The following is a 21,322-nucleotide window of genomic DNA, read 5'->3' on the forward strand; positions in this document are numbered from 1 at the left end:
GACCCGTGGCAATCAAGGGGAAGTCGCATGCAAGGACTGTCATTCGAGACCGGAGACAACTGCTGGCGCGTCGCGCGGGCCGAGCAGTTTGCCGTCATTGTCGATGGCAAGGACTACTTCCGCGCTCTGCGCGAGGCGCTGCTGAAGGCGCAGAACAGCGTCATTCTGGTCGGCTGGGATTTCGATTTCGAGATCGACATGCTGCCCGGCGAAAGCGACGCGGACGGGCTTGCGCCTGACGGCTTTCCGAATGCCGTCGGCCCGTTTCTGGACGCGCTGGCCGAACGCAGCCCCGATCTGGACATCTATATCCTGAAATGGAGCGGCGGCACGCTGTTCGCGCCGGGGCAGGTGGTGCAGATCTCGAAGCTGAAGATCCTCTCGCCGGGGCAGGTGCATCTGGCGCTGGACGGCTGCCACCCGATCGGGGCCTGCCACCATCAGAAGATCGTCGTGATCGACGATTCCCTGGCCTTTTGCGGCGGGATCGACGTCACCGACGGGCGGTGGGACACGCATGAGCATCTGCCCGACGATCCGCGCCGGGGGAAGGGCGATGACAGCACGCCGCCCTGGCATGACGTGACGACGGTGCTCTCGGGCCCGGCTGCGGCGGATCTGAGCGATCTTTGCCGCGCCCGCTGGCGGCGCGCGCATGATGCCGATCTGGATGAGGCGTTCACGCCGGGCCAGGATCGCTGGCCGGAGAGCGTCAGCCCCGATTTCCGCGACATCGACATTGCCATCGCCCGGACCGAGCCGCCCGAACACGACCGCGCCATCATTGCCGAGATCGAGCATCTTTATCTGGACAGTATCGCGGCGGCCGAGGACTGCATCTATCTGGAATCGCAATATTTCTGTGCCGACAGCATCTTTCAGGCGATCCGGCAAAGGCTGATGCAGAAGGGCGGCCCCGAGGTGGTCGTGATCAACCCGCAGGAAGCGGATAATTTTGTCGAGGACGCGGCCATGCATGTCACCCGCAGCCGCATGATGCGCGCGCTGCAGGCGGTCGACCATGAGAACCGCTTCCTGATCCTCAATCCCGTGAACCTTGCGGGTGAGCCGATCTATATTCACGCCAAGATGGAGGTGGTGGATGACCGCTTCCTGCGGGTGGGTTCCAGCAATATCGACCGGCGCTCGATGGGGTTCGATACGGAATGCGACATCGGCCTGATTGCGACCGAACCTGCGGACCGCCAGCGGGTGACCCGGATCCGCAACGGTCTGCTGGCCGAGCATCTGGACTGTGCACCCGAAGATCTGGCCCGGATGATCGAGAAAACCGGCAGTGTCATCGCGGCCATCAAGGCCCTGAACCGTCCCGAGGGGCGGGGGCTGAGGCCCATCGAACCCAGGGAAGAGGGGCTCTTGGGCAGGTTCCTGGCCGATACGCGCTTTTTCGACCCGCGCTATCGCCGCAGCGCACAGGCGCGGCTGGGGCTGACATCGCGCCACCTGTTCTGGGGCCTCGCCGCGCTGGGGGCAGGGGCCTATCTCTATTGCCGCGTTCAGCGCGCCCGCAACCCGCAGCGGCGCGGATAACAAGCGGCCTCGCCCCGTGGTTTCATCAAGTAATTGTGCAGATTTGTTTATCTGGGGTCGGGGCATCCGTAAATGACTGAGATCTATTAGTTTTTCAGCGCTGCCCGGACGAATATTCTTCGCGATACGGATTTGAAGGGCGCTTTCAGGGGAACGGGATAGCGGATGAGCGGTTAGTCCCTCGTAATCCAGCGCAAGCTTGGACACTTCGAAAGGAGATCGAAAATGAACTGGGATATTATCCAAGGGAAATGGGATCAACTCAAAGGAAGCGTCAAAGAAAAATGGGGCGACCTGACCGATGACGAGCTGACCCAGATTTCTGGCCAGCAAGACAAACTCGCAGGGAAGTTGCAGGAAAAATATGGCTGGACGAAAGAAAAGGTGGATGACGAAATCAACGGTTTCTTCAAAGACAAAAGCTGATCGCTTTTAATTCGCCTTTTTGACTATCAATGGAGTGATGAAATGAACAAGTTCCTTATTGCCGCTGTTTCGGGTCTGATGATCGCTGGTCCGAGCTTTGCCCAGACCGCCGAAACCACGCCCGAAACCACGCCCGCAGCGCCTGCGGTCGAGCCTGCACCGGCCCCGGCGGCCGATCCTGCCGCCCCCACAGCCGATCCTGCGGCCCCGGCTGCTGATCCGGCGGCACCCGCTGCCTCGACCATGGCCGAGCCTGAAACGGCCATCAAGGTGCCGGAAGGCTATACGATGACCGAGCTGATGACGGTGACCGGCGATGAGCTGAAAGGCGTCGACATTTACGATATGACCGACAGCAAGATTGCTGAAATTGCCGATGTCCAGATCGGGCCGGACAGCAAGGTCAATGGTATCGTGACCGATGTGGGTGGTTTCCTGGGCCTTGGCGAACATCGCATTCTTTTGGCTCCGGATCAGATTTCTGTCTACAAAAATGCCGATAATGACATTCGCGCCTATGTCTCGATGACCAAGGACGAATTGAAGGCGCTTCCGGAATACGAAGAGCCCGCGGCGAATTAAAAGGGCCAGTAGGCGGGGCGGCAGTAAAGGATAGTTGCCGCCCCGTATTTTAATCGGTTTCTTATTCCGAATGGGAATAGGTCCTGTTTAACGAGTATTCATCTTGACGCGGCGCTTCTGAATTCAGAAGCGCCGCGTATTTACAAATTCAGTCGGGTTTTTATTTGATTTTTTGGGGTGGCGACGGTGCCTCTTGGCTGGCAAGATGGGCCTTGGAGTGGCTGAAATGGCGCGACTCGGCGTCTGATCGGCCTATTGAATCAAGGTGATAGGCGGGCGATGGTTTTCAGTATCCGGACAAGTGAAATCTCACGTCGAAAGTGCCGCGCATGGTAAGCCCGACCATCAGCCAGCCGGTCGAAGGTGGCCTGACCCGCGCCGCGATCTTCATCACCCTGACGCTGAACAATGATGATGCCGCGCTGCAGACCTTCCGCGATTTCTGCGCCGATCTTCCCTCGCTGATCCGGGCGGTGGGCTTTCGCAGCGCTGAGGCGGAACTGACCTGCATCCTTGGGATTGGCGCGGATCTGTGGGGCCGTCTGGCTCTGGGCGCGCGCCCGCAGGGCCTGCATGTGTTCGAAGAGATTGCGGGGGTCCATCTGGCCCCCTCGACGCCGGGCGACATCCTGCTGCATATCCGCGCTACGCGGCCCGATTATTGCTTCGAGATGGCGACGCAGATCATGCGCCGTCTGGGCCCCGTCGCCACCGTCGAGGATGAGACGCAGGGCTTCAAATTCTTCGACAACCGCGACCTTCTGGGCTTTGTTGACGGCACCGAAAACCCGAATGGGGTCGAACGCACCGCCGCCGTCCTGATCGGCCCCGAGGATGCCGCGTTTGCCGGCGGTAGCTATGTGATCGTGCAGAAATACATGCATGACCTCGACAAATGGCAGGCCATGACCACCGAAAGCCAAGAGCGCGTGATCGGTCGCCACAAGCTGTCGGACATTGAATTCCCCGACGCCGAGAAGGCCAGCTTTGCCCATAACGTGCTGACCAGCATCAATGACGATCAGGGCAATCAGCTGCAGATCCTGCGCGACAACATGCCCTTCGGCAGCCCCGCCAAGGGCGAGTTCGGCACCTATTTCATCGGCTACGCCTGCGAGCCGGGCCGGATCGAAACCATGCTGCGCAACATGTTCGTGGGCCTGCCGCAGGGCAATTACGACCGGATTCTGGATGTCTCGACCCCGGTGACGGGCGGGCTGTTCTTCATCCCGACGGCGAACATTCTGGACGTGATCGGCGCGGGCGGCACGCTGGAGGCGCAGCCCTCACCACCGCAACCAACCCGACAGGCAGATGCCTCTCTGGGCATCGGATCCTTGAAGCAAGGAGACTGAGATGGACAACCTCTATCGCGAACTGGCCCCCATCACCAACGCCGCCTGGGCGCAGATCGAAGACGAAGCCAGCCGGACCCTGCGCCGCTATATGGGCGCGCGCCATGTGGTCGACCTGCACGGCCCCGAGGGGTTCGAGCTATCGGCCGTCGGCACCGGGCATCTGCACCCGGCAGCCGCGCTGGCCGAAGGGGTCGATTGCCACAAGCGCGAGGTGAACCCTCTTGTCGAGCTGCGCGTGCCCTTCAAGTTGACCCGCGCCGCCATTGACGACGTGGCGCGCGGCTCGAACGACAGCGACTGGCAGCCCTTGAAGGACGCCGCCCGCCAGATCGCGCTGGCCGAGGATCGGCTGGTGTTTCTGGGATATGAGGATGCGGGCATCAAGGGCATCCTGCCGGAAAGCAGCAATGCGCCCGTGGCGCTGCCCGCCGATGTCGCCGATTACCCCGAGGCCGTTGCCGCCGCCGTCAGCGAATTGCGTCTGGCGGGCGTGAACGGCCCCTATGCGCTGGTGCTGGGCACTGCCGCCTTCACCGCCGCCAATGGCGGGGCCGAGGATGGCTATCCCGTCCTCAAACACCTTGAAAAACTGGTCGATGTCCCCGTGGTCTGGAGCCAGGCGTTGCAGGGCGGCGCGGTCGTCACGACGCGGGGCGGCGATTTCGACCTGTGGCTGGGGCAGGATGTGTCGATCGGCTATCTGAGCCATGACGCGGCCTCGGTCACGCTTTACCTGCAAGAGTCGCTGACCTTCCAGATGCAGACCTCGGAAGCGGTGGTGGCCCTGAAGGGCTAGCCCCGCCGCGACCCGTGCCCGGAGGGCGGCAGTCGCCCCCGGGCGAAATCCCACTTTGAATCAAGGCAATGATTGACCGCCGCGCTGGCGGGCTGTCAGAGTGATCCTGGTGTGACCCTTTCGCACCCCGCGACGCTGGCGTCGCCATCTTCAGGACCAGAGGCCAATGGCCTTTGGGGACTTCGTGTTCGCTTTCAGAAAAACAAAGTCAAACAGGGAGAATGTGATGAAGAGATTGCTTGCCTTTACAACCGCTCTGGCGATCCTGCCGCTGGCCGGAACCGCGCAAGAGCTGAACGTCGTCTCATGGGGTGGCGCGGTCGCTGCCGCCCAGATGGAGGCCTGGCACCAGCCCTACATGGCCGAGACGGGGGTGAAGATCAATTCCATCGACGCCGACAACCCCGCCGTGCCGGTCAAGCTGCAGGTCGAGGCCGGGAATGTCACCACCGATATCGCCGATATCGAGCCCTCGGACCTGACGCGGCTTTGCGATGAGGGGCTGCTGGAGGTCCTGCCCATCGACGAATTGCCCGACGGCGCGGACGGCACCAAGGCGCGCGAGGATTTCATCGAGGGCGGGCTTTATGACTGCGGTGTCGGCGTGCTGGTCTATTCGACGATGATCGCCTATCGCTCGGACAAGGCCGAAGGGGTGACCTCGGCCGCCGATTTCTTCGATCTTGAGAAGTTTCCCGGCAAGCGCGGGCTGCGCAAGGGTGCGAAATTCGCGCTGGAGCTGGCGCTGATGGCCGATGGCGTCGCGCCCGCCGATGTCTATGCGACGCTGGCCACGCCCGAGGGCGTCGACCGCGCCTTCGCCAAGCTCGACACGATCAAGCCCAGCGTCGTCTGGTGGGAGGCGGGGGCTCAGCCGCCGCAACTGCTGGCCGATGGCGAGGTGGTGATGACGACCGCCTATAACGGCCGCATCTTCGACGCGGTGATGAATGAGGGCAGCCCGTTCGCGACGCTGTGGGACAACCAGATCCTCGACTTCAACCTGTACGTCATCCCAAAGGGTGCGCCCAACAAGGATGCCGCCTGGGCCTATATGAAATGGATCAGCGAAAGCCAGCGCGAGGCGGATCTGTCGAAGTTCATCAGCTATGGGCCACCGCGCAAGTCGGCGGCAGCACTGGTCGGGCTGTTCAAGGATGGCAAGACCGAGATGGCGGGCAACCTTCCCACCAACCCCGATCACATGAAGACCGCGCTGACCTCGAATGTCGAGTTCTGGGCCGATCATGATGTGGAACTGACCGAGCGGTTCAACACCTGGTTGTCGCAATAGGGCTTTGGGGCGCCCGGGATTTCCGGGCGCTTCCTGCTGAGGGCTAGGCTTTGTCCTCGCTGGCGGCGTGGTCATGGGCGCAAAGTTCGTGATTGCCCAGCACCTCGATCACCCGGCAGTCGGCGATATTGCCGCAGCCGCATTGTTCCAGCATCCGCTCCAGTTCGGCCTCCAGCGCGGTCAGGCGGGCAATGCGCGCCTTGACCGCCGCCAGCTGCCTGCGGGCGATCTGATCGACGGCGGCGCAGGGCTGGTTCGGGGTGTCGGACAGGCCCAGCAGTTCGCGAATGGCCTCAAGCGGAAAGCCAAGGTCGCGGGCGTGGCGGATGAAGGTCAGCCGGTCCAGCGCCTTGCCGGTGTAGAGGCGCTGGTTGCCCTGACTGCGTTCGGGGGGCGGCAGCATGCCGATCTGCTCATAATAGCGGATAGTGGGCACCTTGACCCCCGCCGCCTCGCCAAGTTTTCCGATGGTCAGCATTTTTGCCCCTTGAACCTATAGCTACTAGAGCACTTAGGTTCCTGATTCGACGAAGACAAGGAGCGTTGAAGATGACGGATCAGGCAACCGCGCAGCGGGAATGGAAGGTCACCGGGATGGACTGCGCCGCCTGCACCCGCAAGGTGGTGGGTGCGGTCGAGCGGATGCCCGGCGTCAGCCAGGTCAAGGTCGCGCTGATGGCCGAGCGCCTGACGCTGCATCTGGATACGGGCCAGACCTCGGCCGAGGCGGTCGAGGAGGCGGTGCGGAAGCTGGGCTATGGCATCAGCGCGCAAGGAGGTGTGTCGGCGGTTCCGGACATTGGCCACAAGGACGCCTGCTGCGGCGGGCATCAGCACGATCACGACCATCAAGACACCCCCACGCCCGGCCAGCGCTGGTTTCAGACGGCCAAGGGGCGGTTGGTTATCCTGACCGGCGCGCTGCTGGCGCTTGCCTGGGCCTTTGAGCTGCTGACCTCGGCCAGCGTCGGCTACTGGGCCTTTTTCGCCGCCTGTCTGATCGGCGTCGCCCCCGTCGCCCGCCGCGCCTATGAGGCCGCGCGCCGGGGCCAGCCCTTCACCATCGAAAGCCTGATGACCATTGCCGCCATCGGCGCGCTGTTCATCGGTGCGGCGGAAGAGGCCGCGCTGGTCGTCTTCCTGTTTGCCGTGGGCGAGGTGCTGGAGGGCGTCGCGACCAACAAGGCGCGCGACGGCATTCGCGGGCTGGCGAACCTCGTGCCCAAGACCGCACTGCTGGAAACGGGCGGCACGCTGACCGAGATCGACGCCGCGCGCCTTCAGGTCGGGCAGATCGTCCTTGTCCGCCCCGGCGACCGCATCCCCGCGGATGGAGAGATTGTCGAGGGCATCAGCGGCATCGACGAAAGCCCGGTGACCGGCGAAAGCGTGCCACGCAGCAAGGGCCCGGGCGAGAGTGTCTTCGCAGGCTCGATCAACACCGAGGCCGCCCTGCGGATCACGGTCCAGAAAGAGGCTGCCGACAACACCATCGCGCGCATCATCCGACTGGTCGAAGAGGCCGAAGAGGCCCGCGCCCCGACCGAACGCTTCATCGACCGGTTCAGCCGCTGGTACATGCCGGTCATCGTCCTGATGTCGGCGTTGGTGGTGGTCGTGCCGCCCCTGTTCTTCGGCGGCGAATGGAACACCTGGATCTATCGCGGGCTGGCGCTGCTGCTGATCGGCTGCCCCTGCGCGCTGGTGATCTCGGTCCCGGCGGCGATTGCCTCGGCGCTTTCAGCGGGCGCGCGGCGCGGCCTGCTGATGAAGGGCGGCGCGGTGATCGAGGCGGCGGCGGGCGTCACCCATATCGCCTTCGACAAGACGGGCACGCTGACCCATGGCAAGCCGCGCGTGACGGATGTGGTGCCCGTGGCCGGGGTCATTGAGCAAGAGCTGCTGGCGGTCGCGGCCGGGGTGGAAACCGGTTCCAGCCATCCTTTGGCGCAGGCAATCCTGCAGATCGCCGAGGAGAAGGGCGTGACGCCTCTGCCTGCCCGCGATGCAAGGGCGCTGCCGGGCAAGGGCGCGCAGGCGCTGGTCGGCGACGCGCTGGCCTGGGTGCAGTCGCCGCGCCATGCCGAGGCCCAGCAGGGCATCAGCGCTGAGGCCATCGCCACCGCCACCGCGCTGGAGCGTGAGGGCAAGACCGTTGTCGCCGTCTTCCGTCAGGGCCAGCCGCTTGGCCTTCTGGCCATGCGCGACCAGCCCCGCCCGGATGCGGCCGAGGCGATGCAGCAACTGGCCGATATGGGCATCCGCCGTGTCATGCTGACCGGAGACAACGCCCGCACCGCCGAGGCTGTTGCCACCGGCCTTGGCATGGAGTTCCGCGCCGAGATGCTGCCCGAAGACAAGCTGCTGGCCATTCGCGACATGGCGGGTACGGGGCAGGTGATGATGATCGGCGACGGCATCAACGACGCGCCCGCGCTGAAACAGGCGGGAATCGGGGTGGCGATGGGCTCGGGCACGGATGTCGCGCTCGAGACCGCCGATGCCGCGATCCTGCGCGACCGGGTGACGGATGTGCCCGCGCTGATCCGGCTGTCGCGGGCGACCATGGCCAATATCCGGCAGAACGTGACGCTGGCTTTGGGGCTGAAGGGGGTGTTTCTGGTGACCTCGGTTCTGGGGATCACCGGGCTCTGGATCGCCATTCTGGCCGATACCGGCGCGACCGTGCTGGTCACGCTGAACGCCCTGCGCCTGCTGGCCCATGATCCGACGGCAAAGGGGTAGGCTGGGCCGGGGCCTCCGCCCCGGCTGCCCGATCACAGCTCGCGGATGACGTAATCCTTCAGCGTGGTTTCAACGCATTCCCAGGTGCCCGTGAAGCCATCGCGCATGACGAAACTGTCGCCCGCGCGCACGGTTTGCGGCGCGCCGCCCTCGGGCGTGATGATTGACACGCCCGAGATGATGCGCACGAATTCCCAGCATTCATTGGTGAAATGCCATTTTCCCGGTGTGGTCTGCCAGCGACCGGCGGAAATTCCGCCCTCGGCCACATCGGCTTCCCAGCTGGTGAACTGGGGATTGCCCGAGATGACATTCGCCGCCTCGGGGTGCGAGACTTCGGGCGCGATTCCCTCGGTCGACATATGCACGAATTGTTCCATGATTCTGGCCCTCTGATCTTTGCGGGGCAGAGCTAGCCCGATCCGGGCGCGCCGGTCCAGCGGGTCAAAGCAGGGCGAGTCCTGCCCTTCCGATCCCCGTTCCGGCTGCGTTAGCGTTAACATTCACGAAACCTTTATAAACCGCTTTACAAACAGATTTTCTCGTTCGTAAATCGGTTTACTAAACGGAGGGATGGCTGCGGTGGCGAACCTGAAGCAAGTGGCAGAACGTGCTGGCGTGTCCTCGGCGACCGTCTCGCGCTATCTGAATGGCTCGCTTAGCCTGCCGGAGGCGACCAGCGCCTCGATCGACGCCGCGATTGCCGCGCTGAACTATCGGCCCAATCCCTTTGCCCGCTCGCTCAGCCGGGGTCGGACCGATCTGATCCGCATGGTCGTGCCCGACATCAAGGCGCCGTTCTTTTCCGCGCTGGTCGCGGCGGTCGAAAACGCCGCCTATGCGCGCGAGCAAGAGCTGGCGATCTCGGTCACGCTGAACCGCCCGGGCCGGGAAACGCGCTATCTGGACAGCGTGTCGGACCGTCACGTCGACGGGCTGATCTTTGTCACCAACCACCCGCAGGTCGCGCCGCTGAAGTCCCGCATTGATGCCGCGCGCCGGGTCGTGCTGCTGGACGAGGATGTGCCGGGCGCGGTCGCGCCACGCCTTTTCTGCGACAATGAGGGTGGCGGCTATCTGGCGGGCCGCTATCTGGCCGAGCGCGGCCATCGCTGCGTTGCCGTCATCGGCACCGGGGATGAGATGCATTCGGGGGCCGCGCGCTATGGCGGCTTCATGCGCGCCTTTGACGAGCTGTATGGCACCGACGCGCAGGTGCTGCGCAAGGCCGGCGCCTATACGATCGAGGACGGGCGCCGCCTGTGCGCCGAGGTTCTGGACGCGGGCCCCGGCGTCACCGCGATCTTTGCCATGTCGGACGAACTGGTCATGGGCACGCTGGACGAACTGGCCGCGCGCGGCCTGCGCGTCCCGCAGGACATGTCGATCATCGGCTTCGACGACATTCTGCCGCTGGATTACTTCGCCACGCCCATCACCGCGATCCGCCAGCCGGTCGAGGAACTGGGGCGCATGGCGGTCGAGATTTTGCTGGATACCGATTGGGACGACCCCGCCGCGCGCAGCCGCGTCGAGATCCTGCCGGTCAGGTTGGTCGAACGGAGTTCCGTTGCCTCCGTAGCGCCGCCATCGAAAGCAACGGATCAACAGGAGAAAGTCAGATGAAATTTGCAATGTCCCGGCGGGTGATGCTGGCGATGACCAGCGCGGCAGCCGTGTTCGCGGCCACCGGCGCAATGGCGCAGGACAAGACCTATGCGCTGATCCAGATCAACCAGCAGGCGCTGTTCTTCAACCAGATCAACGAGGGCGCGCAGGCTGCTGCCGATGCGGCTGGCGTGAAACTGGCGATCTTCAACGCCAACAACGATCCGCAGGCGCAGAACTCGGCCATCGAGACCTTCATCCAGCAGAAGGTGGACGGCATCGCCGTCGTCGCCATCGACGTGAACGGCATCATGCCCGCCGTCCAGCAGGCCGCTGATGCAGGCATCCCGGTCGTCGCCATCGACGCGATCCTGCCCGAAGGTCCGCAGAAGGCGCAGATCGGCGTCGACAACACGAAAACCAGCGAAGATTTCGCGAAATTCGTGCTGGAGCAGCACAAGGATCAGGACGTGAAGCTGGGCGAGGTCGTCGCGCTGAACTCGTTCATCCAGAACATCCGCAAGGACGCGTTCAACGCCGCGCTGAAGGACTCGAAGGTCGCCGTCATCGGCGAAGTCGACGGCCAGAACGTGCAGGACGTGGCACTGGGTGCGGCGGAAAACCTGCTGACCGCCAACCCCGATCTGGGCGCGATCTATGCCACGGGTGAGCCTGCCATGGTCGCCGCCGTTGCTGCCGCCGAAAGCCAGGGCCGTCAGGACAGCGTCAAGGTCTATGGCTGGGACCTGACCACCAACGTCATCGACGGCATCGACGCGGGCTTCGTGGGCGGTGTGGTCCAGCAGGACCCCGCCGGCATGGGCAAGGCCGCCATCGAGGCGCTGGCCAAGATCTCGGCCGGTGAAGCAGTCGAGCCGGTGATCTCGGTCCCCGCGACCATCGTGACCAAAGAAAACGTGGACCAGTTCCGCGACATGTTCAAATGAGCGAGACGGCCCAAAGGGGGGGAGCAATCCCCCCCAACTCCGCCACGCCTCTCGTATCGCTGCGCGACATCCGGCTGACGTTCGGATCGCATCAGGCGCTGCGGGGGGTGGATCTTGATGTCATGCCCGGCGAATGTCTGGCCCTTCTGGGCGACAACGCGGCGGGCAAATCGACTCTGTCGAAGGTGATCTCGGGCACCTATATCCCCGACAGCGGCACCATCACCGTGCAGGGCGAAGAGGTCCGTTTCACCGGCCCGAACGATGCCCGCTCGCGCAATATCGAGATGGTGTTCCAGGACCTCGCGCTTTGTGATCACATCGACGTGGTCGGCAACCTGTTCCTGGGCCGAGAGCTGAACAAGGGCCCGTTCCTTGACCAGAAGGCGATGCTGGCGCGCGCGCAGGAGATGCTCGAGGCGCTGGAGATCCGCATTCCCCGCCTGACCGCGCGGGTCGAAAAACTGTCCGGCGGCCAGCGTCAGGCCATCGCGATTGCGCGTGCGGCCTCGTTCCAGCCGAAGGTGCTGATCATGGACGAGCCGACATCGGCGCTGGCCGTGGCCGAGGTCGAGGCGGTGCTGTCGCTGATCAACCGCGTCAAGGCCAAGGGCGTGGGCGTCGTGCTGATCACGCACCGTTTGCAGGACGTGTTCCGCGTCTGCGACCGCGCCGCCATCATGTACGAGGGCACCAAGGTCGCCGAACGCATGATCGCCGACACCAATCTGGAAGAGATCGTCAATCTGATCACCGGGGGGCACTGATGGCCAACTATACCGAACGCGCCAAGCAGAGCCACGCCGTCGAATGGCTGAACGACAATGCACAGGTGCTGTCGATCGCCTTGTTCTTCATCGCCTGCATGGGCTTTTTCTGGGCGCTGACCGATACGTTCATGACGACGGGCAACCTGCTGAACGTCGTGCGTCAGGGCGCGCCCGTGCTGATCGTCGCGGTCGCCATGACCTTCGTCATCATGACGGCGGGGATCGATCTGGCCGTGGGCTCGATCGTTGCGCTGATCAACGCGCTGGCCGCGATCCTGATGGCGAACGGCTTTGACTGGGTCACGACCTCGGTCATGATGCTGGCCGCAGGCGCCGTCGTGGGCCTTGCGCAGGGCTGGTTCATCTCATTTCAGGGGATTGCCGCCTTCATCGTGACGCTGGCGGGCATGTCGATCCTGCGCGGCATCGCGCTTTACATCACCGAGGGCTATTCGATCCCGATCAAGGATCAGGCGGGCTTTTTCTGGCTGGGCCGGGGCACGCTGGCGGGCATTCCGGTTCCCGCAATTCTGGCCGTGCTGGTCGCCATCATCGGTTTCATCATCATGCGCAACACGCGCTATGGCCGTCAGGTTGTGGCCGTCGGCTCGAACCTCGAGGCCGCGCGCCGTGTGGGCATGCCCGCGCGCTGGATCGTCTGCTCGGTCTATATGATGTCGGGGATCGCCTGCGCCATCGCGGGCCTGCTGATCGCCGCGCGTCTGGGCTCGGGCTCGTCGAACGCCGCCGTCGGGTTCGAGATGCAGGTGATCGCCGCCGTGGTTTTGGGGGGCACCTCGCTGATGGGCGGGCGTGGCTCGATCCTGGGGACGGCGCTTGGCGCGCTGACCATCCTGATCATCGGCAACGGGCTGATCCTGATGCATGTCTCGCCGTTCCTGACGCAGATCGTCACCGGGGTCATCATCCTGCTGGCGGTGTGGATGAACACGCGCCTGTTCGGTGCTGGCTTCAAACTGGGCAAGAAGGGCTGATCCATGTCGGAGCTTTCTGAAGCGCATGTGAACTCCGGGCTGGTGATGACGGTGAACGGTCCCGTTCCGTCATCGCAGCTGGGCGTCACCCTGATGCATGAGCATCTGAACAACGACTGTTCCTGCTGGTGGAACCCGCCTGCCGATCCGGCGCGCGAATATCTGGTCGATCACGCGATCACACCCGATATCTATTCCGAGCTGTTGCAGGACCCTTTCGTCAACCGCGCCAATCTGGGCGTGGATGAGCCCGAGGTGGTGGCGAAGGAACTGGGCTATTTCACCCGTCAGGGTGGTCGCACGGTGGTCGATCCGACCTGCCGCGGCATCGGCCGCAACCCCGAGATCCTGCGCCTGATCGCGCGCGATGCCGATGTGAACATCGTCATGGGCGCGGGCTATTATCTGGGGACCTCGCTGCCCGATTACTTCCACGGGCTGAGCGTCGAGGACATCGCGAACCAGATCGTCGAGGAAGCGACCGTCGGCACCGATGGCACGGATGCCAAGATCGGCCTGATCGGAGAGATCGGCGTCGGTTCGGAATTCACGCCCGAGGAAGAGAAATCCCTGCGCGGCGCGGCGCAGGCGCAGGCCCGCACCGGGCTGCCGCTGATGGTGCACCTGCCTGCGTGGTTCCGGCTGGCCCATAAGGTGCTGGACATCTGCGAGGCCGAGGGTGCTGACCTGAGGCACACGGTCCTGTGCCACATGAACCCCTCATGGGCGGACCGCACCTATCAGCATGAACTGGCCGCGCGCGGCGCGTTCATCGAATATGACATGATCGGCAACCTTTTCTATTACGCCGATCAGGACGTCGACTGCCCTGCGGATGCCGATTGCGCCCGCGCCATTCAGGGCCTGATCGAAGCGGGTTACAGCCGTCAGATCCTGCTGAGCCACGATGTCTTTCTGAAGTGCATGCTGCGCCATTATGGCGGCAACGGCTATGGCTTCGTCAACGCCCACTTCCTGCCGCGCCTGAAGCGGCTGGGTCTCGACCCTGCGCTGGTCGACAGCCTCATGGTGGTGAACCCGCGCCGCGTCTTTGACGCGCGCTTCGCCGCCCAAGAAAACTGAAAGGAAATACCATGACTAAAAAGGTTCTGCTCGTCGGCGAAAGCTGGGTGTCCTCCTCGACCCATTTCAAGGGCTTCGACCAGTTCGGTTCCGTGACCTTCCACACCGGCTGCCAGCCGCTGATCGATGCGATGAAGGGCACCGATTACGAAGTGACCCATATGCCCGCGCATGAGGCGCAGGACGGGTTCCCCTTCGATCTGGAAGGCATCCGGAAATATGACATCATCATCATCTCGGACATCGGCTCGTCCAGCTTCCTGCTGCCGACCCGCGTCTGGATCCACAGCCAGACCGCGCCGAACCGGCTGCGCCTCTTGAAGCAATGGGTCGAAGAGGGCGGCAAGCTGGTCATGGCGGGCGGCTATTTCTCGTTCCAGGGCATCGACGGCAAGGCGCGCTGGCGCAACACCCCGGTCGAGGACGTGCTGCCGGTCAAGTGCCACCCCTGGGATGACCGCATCGAGATCCCCGAGGGCGCGACCGCCGATCTGGTCCAGCCGTCGCACCCGATCCTGAAGGACATGCCCGCCGAATGGCCGCCGGTCCTGGGCGTCAACGAGGTCATGCTGAAAGACGGGGCCGAGCTGATCGCCCGCCTGCCCGAGGATCAGGGCGGCCATCCGCTGCTGGTGACGGGCAAATTCGGCAAGGGCCGTTCGGTCGTCTGGACCTCGGACATGTCGCCGCATTGGCTGTCGCCCGCGTTTTGCGCCTGGGAAGGCTATCGCCAGCTGTGGCTGAACATGTTCGCCTGGCTGGAAGCCAACGATTGATGACAGCGGGGTGCGCCACTGGCGCACCTATGCCGCTGCGAAGGCGGCCCCGAATTCTGCGACGGATGGAAAGGCGCTCTGCGTGCCAAGACGCGAGACACATATCCCCGCCGCCCATGAGGCGAGATCGAGGTCAGAGGCCTCGGGCTGGCGCGACCCGCGCCGGATCATCGCCGCGACCAGCGCCGCAAGGAAGCAATCGCCCGCGCCGGTCGGGTCCAGCGCGGTAACCTCGCGACCCTTGGCTGTCAGTCTCGGAGCGCCGTCCTGCCAGACCTCGGCCCCTTTAGGGCCCAGCGTCCTGACCAGCGCCTTGCCCGCCGACAGATGCGCCGCGCCGCCGAACTCCTCAGCCTCGCCTTCGTTGACGACCAGCAGATCGCAGGCGGCCAGCATCGCGGGCGTGCAGCCTGCGGCGGGCGAGGGGTTCAGGATGCGCCAGATGCCGCGCCGCCCGGCCTCGGTCAGCGCGGCCAGCGAGGTTTCGGCCAGCAGGTTGCCCTGCAGGACCAGCGCGTCCCCCGCGCCATATGCGGCCAGCGCCGCCACCGCTTCCTCCGCCGTGATCGAGCGCGCGCAATCCTGCGTCGTGACGATGGTATTCTCGCGGTTCCGGTCGCGCAGGATCACCGAAAAATCGCTGGGCAGATCGCGCGGGATCAGCGCGGCCTCCAGCACCTCCTCTGCAATCCCGGCACGCAGCCTTGCGCCGCGCAGATCCTGGCCAATCGTCGCGATCAGCCGCACCGGCGCGACCCCGGCCAGCGCCCGGGCCAGCGCAATCGCCTGGTTCGTGCCCTTGCCGCCAACCCCCTCCGACAGCGCCGATCCGGGGATCGAGGCGCCGGGCGGAGGAAACGCCTCGACCGCCAGGGTTTCATCCAATGCGATGTTTCCAATCACCACGACTTGCGTCATGAACCTCACTCCGAAAACTTCCAAGAAGGGCAGAGAATGCAACTGATTTCCGACCGTCCCGCCAATGCGATAAGCGACATCTTCGGGCGCGACAAGGCGCTGATCGGCATGATCCACTGCCCCGCGTTTCCGGGCGCGCCGCGCTATCGCGGAGAGCCGCTGACCCAGATCTATGACACCTGTCTGCGCGATGCCGAGGCGCTGATCTCGAACGGCATGCACGGGCTGATGATCGAGAACCACGGCGACATCCCCTTCCTCAAACCCGAGGACATCACCTGCGAAACCGCCGCCTTCATGGCCGTGGTGACCGACCGCATCCGGCAGGAATTCGACGTGCCGCTGGGCATCAGCGTGCTGGCGAACGCGCCGATCCCGGCGATCTCGATTGCGGCTGCGGGCGGCGCAAGCTTCATCCGCGTCAACGAATGGGCGAACGCCTATGTCGCGAATGAAGGTTTCATGGAAGGCCGTGCCGGCGAGGCGCTGCGCTTCCGCGCCCGGCTGCGTCAGGACCAGATCAAGGTCTTCGCGGACAGCCACGTCAAGCATGGCGCCCATGCCATCGTCGCCGACCGCACCATCGAGGAACTGACCCGCGACCTCGCGTTCTTCGACGCCGATGCCGTCATCGCGACCGGCCAGCGCACCGGTGACGCAGCGAACCCCGATGAGATCCGCACCATCCGCGACGCCACGCATCTGGCCCTGCTGGTCGGCTCGGGCGTGAGCGAGGCGAATGTCGAGCTGATCCTGTCGCTGACCAATGGCGTTATCGTCGCCTCCTCGCTGAAAGAGGGCGGGGTCTGGTGGAACCCGGTCGATCCGGCGCGGGTGAAAAGCTTCGTCAAGGTCGCCTCGCGCGCGCTGGAGGGCTGATCATGGCAGAGGTCCAGGACGAACTCGGCTTTCTGGCGGATGCACATGATCGCTTCTGCGCGATCCGCCGAAAGTTTCACGAGCGGCCCGAGATCGGGTTCGAAGAGGACTGGACCTCGCAGGAACTGGCCGGACATCTGGCGGCGCTTGGCTGCACGATCTCTCGCAAGATCGGCGGCACCGGCTTTGTCGCGACGCTTCCGGGCGGGACGGGCAGGGCGGTTGCGCTGCGCACTGACATGGATGCGTTGCCGCAAAGCGAGAAAAGCGGGCTGCCCTATGCCTCGACAACGGCGGGCCGGATGCATGCCTGCGGCCACGACGGGCATATGACCCTGCTTCTGGCGACGGCAGAGCTGCTGTCGCGCAGCGGGTCGCTGCCGGGGCCCGTCCATTTCATCTGCCAGCCCGCCGAGGAGATTGGGTGCGGCGCGGATGCGATGATTGCGGACGGGCTGTTCGACCTGATCGACCCGGCGCTGACCTTCGGCTTTCACAACTGGCCCGAATTGCCGGTGGGTACCATCTCGGCCCGGCCCGGCGCGATCATGGCGGCCTATCGCAAGATCGCCTTCACGCTGGACGGCAAGGGCGGCCATGCCGCGCTGCCGCAGCTTTCCGACGACATGTATGGCGCGCTGGCCGCGCTGATCACCCGCATGAACGCCCGCATGCGGGCCGAGCTTCCCGGCACCGCCTTTGCCTTCACCCAGAACATCGGCGGCAGCGCGGCGAACATCATTCCCGGCCATCTGGGGGCCTCCGCCTCGTTCCGCTATGTCGAGCCGGAGCATGGCGAGATTGCTGCCGGCATCGCCAGCGAGGTGGCCGATGAGATCGCCGCGGCCTTCGGCCTCCGCGCCACGGCTGAGGTGACGCGGGTTTTCAACCTGACGCGCAACGCCGCTGATGCGGTCGAACTGGTGGCCTCGGTGACGCAGGCGGCCGAGCGCGGGCTGGCCTGGCAGGACGCCCGCGCCGCCTCGATGGTGGCCGAAGATTTCGGCTCGATGATCGAGGACCGTCCCGGCTGCTACTTCTGGATCGGCGCGGGCATGCAGTCAGGCGCGCTCCACAACGACCGCTTCGACTTCAACGAGGATCTGCTACTGACCGCCCCTCAGCTGCTGGCCGATGTCCTGCGCCGCGCGCTGAGCTAAGCGCGTCACAGCATCGGCTCGACCCGATAGAGCACTTCGTAGTCGCCCGCCTTCTCGACGCTCATCTGCATGAGGTCGTCGGTGCCGTTGCTGAGCAGCACCTTGCCCGTACAGACGATCCGTTCATCGGTCTTCGAGACCTGCTTGGCGTTCTTTACGTCAAGGATCTTGAAGCGACCGCCAAAGATATTCTGCAGGCTCTCTCCCTTCACCAGTTCCGAGACGCGGTCGCAGTCGTATTTCGCAATATCCGTCTCGGCAAAGAAGCTTTTCAGCGGCGAGGACGCCAGCAGATCGGCCATGAAGGCCTTGCCGTCTTCGCTGACAAACAGCCACAGCATGCCAAGCGCAAGCGCGATGCGCAGGACCCATCCGCCCGCCGAACCTTTGGCCTTTGGCGGAGGCTCAACGATCTGCACGCGCGTCCGCTCTGTCTTCGGCGGGGCGACGTAGTAATGCTGCGCGGGTTTGGGCTGGGGCGGAGACGGTGCCGCATGTTCGCCCATCGCATAGACCTTGGGGGCAGGGGCGGCGATACGACCCTCGGCCTTCATTTGGGCCAGATGCGCGTCCACCCCGTCGAATATCGCGGCAATAATCGATCCGCCTTCGCCCCAATCCGACAACTGCCCGGATGAGGTTTCAATCTTCAGCTCCGAGGTCGGTCCGATTTCCCCCATGCGCAAAGTGATTCGCTGGCCGAACGATTTCATCGAAACCTTGCTTGCCGCCTCGATCTCCAGTGTCGAAGGGTTCTCGGACTGAATTTTCAGCCCCTGATCGCGAATGCTGCGTTGCGCGGCCTCAAATAGCGCTCCAGCGGGTATGTCGTTGAAATTTCTGGTTTCACTGGTCATCGAAGGGTCCCGGATCGTTCAGGAATAGAGCTTTTTCATTCACGGTTTATTGGTGTTTTTGGCTTAAACCGATCTGGGACCATTGATGAAACGCAAGAGGTTTAAATTCCCTTAATTTCCGAATGGTAATATCCCACCGCGCAAATATTGCCGTGTGGTATTTAAAGTCTCTTTGGCGCGATTTGCCGCTTGTGATGATTCTTCTCTGGCCGATATCCGCTCACCTTTTGCGGGTATAGACGCAGCGTTCTAGACTCATCGGTTCGAAAGTGGTTTTCGTGCCGTCATCACAACGAATGCTGCCCTGCGGCATGTCCGCAACAGCGTTCGACGGGTGATTTGCGGGCCGGACTGAAACAACGAGGAAATGAATGCCTACTGAGAATAATGACCAAATCCGCGGCCCGTTCGGTGGGCGCACCATCAATGCGCTCGGTGGCGACGACCACATCTATTGGGGCGGCAATGACGGCAGTGCCGTTCTCTATGCCGGAGAAAACAACGAGCGGTTCGACCCGAACCCCTACAGCCCGGGCAACCCCGGTGGTGACCGGCTGTTTCTGACCGGAAATCAGGGCGCAAAGGTCTGGTTCGGCTCGACCGAAGAGGGCACGGTTACGATCGGGAATGCGGTCCTGAAGTTCTTCGGTGTCGAGCGGCTTTTTGGCACGAGCGGTGATGACCACATCAATGCCGGCAACGCGATCCTTGCCCCCGCCCACGGTGGGACGCCCACGCACGGGATGTCCATTTACGCGGGCGGCGGCCAGGATCGGATCTTCGGTTCCCGTTTCAACGACATCATTGATGGCGGAAACGGCAATGATACGATCTGGGCGGGAGACGGTGACGATTTCATCCAGTCGAGCCCTGGCCATGACTACATCCACGGTGGCGCAGGCGACGAGAACATTCGCTGGGGCCTTGGCGACTACATTCCGCCGGGGAACGACACCATCTCGGGCGGTGCAGGCAGCGATCTGATCAACATCTGGGTCGTGAACTCGGATGAGCGGACCGGCGCGCGCGTGTACTACAACACCGCAGAAAGCGGTTATGCGATCTCGACCATGGGGGGCGTGCGCAACACGCTGCGCTTCTTCGAGATGGAGCAAGGCTGGACCCATCGCGCGAATGACACTGTCGATGGATCTGGCGCCAGCATTGGCGCGGATCGCATCGGGATCAACTTCAACACGCGTTGGGGCAATGATATCCTGATCGGAACCTCCGGCAATGACACGTTGGAAGGTGGCGAGGGGCGCGACACCATCACCGGCGGTCGCGGCAATGACATCATCTCGGCCAATGGCGAGTCGTATAATCCTCGCGCACCCGGCGACGGCGAGGTCGATACGCTGCGGTTTCAGCCCGGCCATGGCTCGGATACGGTTATCGGCTTCGATACCGGCATCGACATTCTCGACGTCGGAGGGCGGGACTACTCTGCAACCGAGCGGGCCGACGGCACGTTGCTGAATTTCGGCAATGGCGACCAGATCCTGCTGAGCTACGTCTTCGACTTCATCTGAGCGTAATAACTACGCGAGCCCGCCAATGGCGGGCTTGCGCCCTGCTATCGACAAGAGCGCGCGCTACTGGCTTCCCTATTGGTGTCGATCCTCCATTTCCTCAACATGGGGCGGGATCACATCGGCCTGGGTCGTGGCCTCGTGGGTGACGATCAGATGAGGCTCATTGCCGTTAATGATTTGAAAATAATATATAATAATCTTGATGTGTTGGTCGCGAGTTGCCAAGACGCGCGTCGGGATCGGTCATAGAGATCTGACCATCAGGCACACCATGCAGAGCCTTTTCCATCGCGAGAGACCGTTCGATCTCGCGCCGGATGCCATATTATCTACCGGTCGGAGGGGCGGTATGTTCTGCGCGAGGCTCATCTGCTTCTTGGCGATCGGAGCTTAAACCACGGGAAGTACACGCTGCATATGAAAAGTATCACTCAACCAAGGGTGTCGCGCGCCATTCCGGGATTGCCTAGCAGACGGCCCAGAAAATTCTTGACGAAGCTGAGGTCAGACAGCCGCCCTCCTCTAACGAAGACGATACGGATGAGCGCGAGTGAGCGCTGGCGGCCCTGAGCTGCCGGTCGACCTAGCCAGATGCCGCACTGCTGCATTCCCGAAAGCTGCCTGTCGGGGAGCAACGCCGCAAAACACCTGGTGAACGTGGTAACGATGCTGACATTGTTGCCGTTCGCCGAGCGCGCATTGAATAGCCCCATGTTTCGTGGACGCCTTCTTCGCTAATTTTGAGGCAAGGAGGCCATGATGGGCACAGGCAATTTTACTGACGAGTTCAAGCGCGATGCGGTCGCGCAGATCACGGAGCGGGGCTACCCGGCCAAGGAGGTTTCGGAGCGGCTCGGGGTGAGCACGCATTCGCTCTATGCCTGGAGGCGCAAGTTCGCGAAGGCGGTGTCGGGTGACACGGAGAAGGATGCCGAGATCCGGCGGCTGAAGCGGGAGCTGGCGCGGGTCTCCGAGGAGCGCGACATCCTAAAAAAGGCCACCGCGTATTTCGCCAGGGATGCAAAGTGAGATACGCGTTCGT

At 63.5% G+C, this 21,322-nt stretch carries 21 protein-coding genes and 1 pseudogene; 17 read left to right on the top strand and 5 right to left on the bottom strand.

Going from position 1 to position 21,322, the window contains the following annotated elements; translation table 11 throughout:
• The first annotated feature begins 27 nt into the window (after positions 1 to 27).
• The 6 genes from IQ24_RS11540 to IQ24_RS11570 all read left to right on the top strand — a co-directional run bounded on the left by IQ24_RS11540 (position 28) and on the right by IQ24_RS11570 (position 6,007).
• On the top strand, positions 28 to 1,551 hold the full coding sequence (locus tag IQ24_RS11540) for a phospholipase D-like domain-containing protein (protein ID WP_145398104.1): 1,524 nt from the start codon (positions 28 to 30) through the stop codon (positions 1,549 to 1,551).
• A gap of 225 nt (positions 1,552 to 1,776) precedes the next feature.
• A complete protein-coding gene (locus tag IQ24_RS11545; RefSeq protein ID WP_145398105.1) occupies positions 1,777 to 1,977 on the top strand; it encodes a CsbD family protein in 201 nt (66 codons plus the stop codon).
• Positions 1,978 to 2,019: 42 nt separating this feature from the next.
• Entirely contained in the window at positions 2,020 to 2,559 is a 540-nt protein-coding gene (locus tag IQ24_RS20105; RefSeq protein ID WP_158637519.1) for a PRC-barrel domain-containing protein, read from the top strand.
• Positions 2,560 to 2,888: 329 nt separating this feature from the next.
• A complete protein-coding gene (locus IQ24_RS11560) occupies positions 2,889 to 3,914 on the top strand; it encodes a Dyp-type peroxidase (RefSeq protein WP_145398108.1) in 1,026 nt (341 codons plus the stop codon).
• A 1-nt stretch (position 3,915) separates the two neighbouring features.
• Positions 3,916 to 4,713, top strand: coding sequence for a family 1 encapsulin nanocompartment shell protein (locus IQ24_RS11565; RefSeq protein WP_145398109.1), 798 nt, complete (start codon positions 3,916 to 3,918; stop codon positions 4,711 to 4,713).
• A gap of 226 nt (positions 4,714 to 4,939) precedes the next feature.
• Positions 4,940 to 6,007 (top strand): ABC transporter substrate-binding protein, encoded by a 1,068-nt coding sequence (locus IQ24_RS11570; protein ID WP_145398110.1) that lies wholly within the window; start codon positions 4,940 to 4,942, stop codon positions 6,005 to 6,007.
• A gap of 43 nt (positions 6,008 to 6,050) precedes the next feature.
• On the opposite strand, the gene IQ24_RS11575 is transcribed toward IQ24_RS11570, so the two are convergent.
• Positions 6,051 to 6,485 carry a MerR family transcriptional regulator gene (locus IQ24_RS11575; protein WP_145398111.1) on the bottom strand — a complete coding sequence of 145 codons (435 nt, stop codon included), beginning with the start codon at positions 6,483 to 6,485 and terminating at the stop codon, positions 6,051 to 6,053.
• A gap of 71 nt (positions 6,486 to 6,556) precedes the next feature.
• Between IQ24_RS11575 and IQ24_RS11580 the strand changes: the two genes are divergently transcribed.
• On the top strand, positions 6,557 to 8,752 hold the full coding sequence (locus IQ24_RS11580) for a heavy metal translocating P-type ATPase (protein WP_145398112.1): 2,196 nt from the start codon (positions 6,557 to 6,559) through the stop codon (positions 8,750 to 8,752).
• A gap of 32 nt (positions 8,753 to 8,784) precedes the next feature.
• Here the strand turns inward: IQ24_RS11580 and IQ24_RS11585 are convergent, their stop codons facing one another.
• Positions 8,785 to 9,132, bottom strand: coding sequence for a cupin domain-containing protein (locus IQ24_RS11585; protein ID WP_145398113.1), 348 nt, complete (start codon positions 9,130 to 9,132; stop codon positions 8,785 to 8,787).
• A gap of 202 nt (positions 9,133 to 9,334) precedes the next feature.
• Between IQ24_RS11585 and IQ24_RS11590 the strand changes: the two genes are divergently transcribed.
• The 6 genes from IQ24_RS11590 (at position 9,335) to IQ24_RS11615 (ending at position 14,931) form a co-directional block, all read left to right on the top strand.
• Entirely contained in the window at positions 9,335 to 10,378 is a 1,044-nt protein-coding gene (locus tag IQ24_RS11590; protein WP_199756550.1) for a LacI family DNA-binding transcriptional regulator, read from the top strand.
• On the top strand, positions 10,375 to 11,307 hold the full coding sequence (locus tag IQ24_RS11595; protein ID WP_145398115.1) for a substrate-binding domain-containing protein: 933 nt from the start codon (positions 10,375 to 10,377) through the stop codon (positions 11,305 to 11,307). The genes IQ24_RS11590 and IQ24_RS11595 overlap by 4 nt, the downstream gene beginning before the upstream one ends.
• Before the next feature lie 107 nt (positions 11,308 to 11,414).
• Entirely contained in the window at positions 11,415 to 12,074 is a 660-nt protein-coding gene (locus tag IQ24_RS11600; RefSeq protein WP_242008102.1) for an ATP-binding cassette domain-containing protein, read from the top strand.
• Entirely contained in the window at positions 12,074 to 13,072 is a 999-nt protein-coding gene (locus IQ24_RS11605) for an ABC transporter permease (protein ID WP_145398117.1), read from the top strand. Before IQ24_RS11600 ends, IQ24_RS11605 begins: the two co-directional genes overlap by 1 nt.
• A 3-nt stretch (positions 13,073 to 13,075) precedes the next feature.
• A complete protein-coding gene (locus IQ24_RS11610) occupies positions 13,076 to 14,155 on the top strand; it encodes a phosphotriesterase family protein (protein WP_145398118.1) in 1,080 nt (359 codons plus the stop codon).
• Positions 14,156 to 14,166: 11 nt separating this feature from the next.
• A complete protein-coding gene (locus tag IQ24_RS11615) occupies positions 14,167 to 14,931 on the top strand; it encodes a glutamine amidotransferase (RefSeq protein WP_145398119.1) in 765 nt (254 codons plus the stop codon).
• 27 nt (positions 14,932 to 14,958) lie between these two features.
• Here the strand turns inward: IQ24_RS11615 and IQ24_RS11620 are convergent, their stop codons facing one another.
• Positions 14,959 to 15,849, bottom strand: coding sequence for a PfkB family carbohydrate kinase (locus IQ24_RS11620; RefSeq protein ID WP_145398120.1), 891 nt, complete (start codon positions 15,847 to 15,849; stop codon positions 14,959 to 14,961).
• Between the two features lie 36 nt (positions 15,850 to 15,885).
• Between IQ24_RS11620 and IQ24_RS11625 the strand changes: the two genes are divergently transcribed.
• Positions 15,886 to 16,728: a BtpA family protein gene (locus IQ24_RS11625; protein ID WP_145398121.1), complete on the top strand. Its 843-nt coding sequence runs from the start codon at positions 15,886 to 15,888 to the stop codon at positions 16,726 to 16,728.
• Between the two features lie 2 nt (positions 16,729 to 16,730).
• Positions 16,731 to 17,888 (top strand): M20 metallopeptidase family protein, encoded by a 1,158-nt coding sequence (locus IQ24_RS11630; RefSeq protein WP_145398122.1) that lies wholly within the window; start codon positions 16,731 to 16,733, stop codon positions 17,886 to 17,888.
• A 5-nt stretch (positions 17,889 to 17,893) separates the two neighbouring features.
• Here the strand turns inward: IQ24_RS11630 and IQ24_RS11635 are convergent, their stop codons facing one another.
• A complete protein-coding gene (locus tag IQ24_RS11635; protein WP_145398123.1) occupies positions 17,894 to 18,745 on the bottom strand; it encodes a hypothetical protein in 852 nt (283 codons plus the stop codon).
• 371 nt (positions 18,746 to 19,116) lie between these two features.
• On the opposite strand from IQ24_RS11635, the gene IQ24_RS11640 reads away from it, so the two are divergent.
• Positions 19,117 to 20,277 carry a calcium-binding protein gene (locus tag IQ24_RS11640; RefSeq protein ID WP_145398124.1) on the top strand — a complete coding sequence of 387 codons (1,161 nt, stop codon included), beginning with the start codon at positions 19,117 to 19,119 and terminating at the stop codon, positions 20,275 to 20,277.
• 434 nt (positions 20,278 to 20,711) lie between these two features.
• Here the strand turns inward: IQ24_RS11640 and IQ24_RS11645 are convergent, their stop codons facing one another.
• Positions 20,712 to 20,993 (bottom strand): hypothetical protein, encoded by a 282-nt coding sequence (locus tag IQ24_RS11645; RefSeq protein WP_145398125.1) that lies wholly within the window; start codon positions 20,991 to 20,993, stop codon positions 20,712 to 20,714.
• Between the two features lie 46 nt (positions 20,994 to 21,039).
• Between IQ24_RS11645 and IQ24_RS11650 the strand changes: the two are divergent.
• A pseudogene (locus IQ24_RS11650) lies at positions 21,040 to 21,322 on the top strand (transposase); the annotation flags it as partial.

This window comes from Paracoccus sulfuroxidans (assembly GCF_007830335.1).
Classification (GTDB): domain Bacteria; phylum Pseudomonadota; class Alphaproteobacteria; order Rhodobacterales; family Rhodobacteraceae; genus Paracoccus; species Paracoccus sulfuroxidans.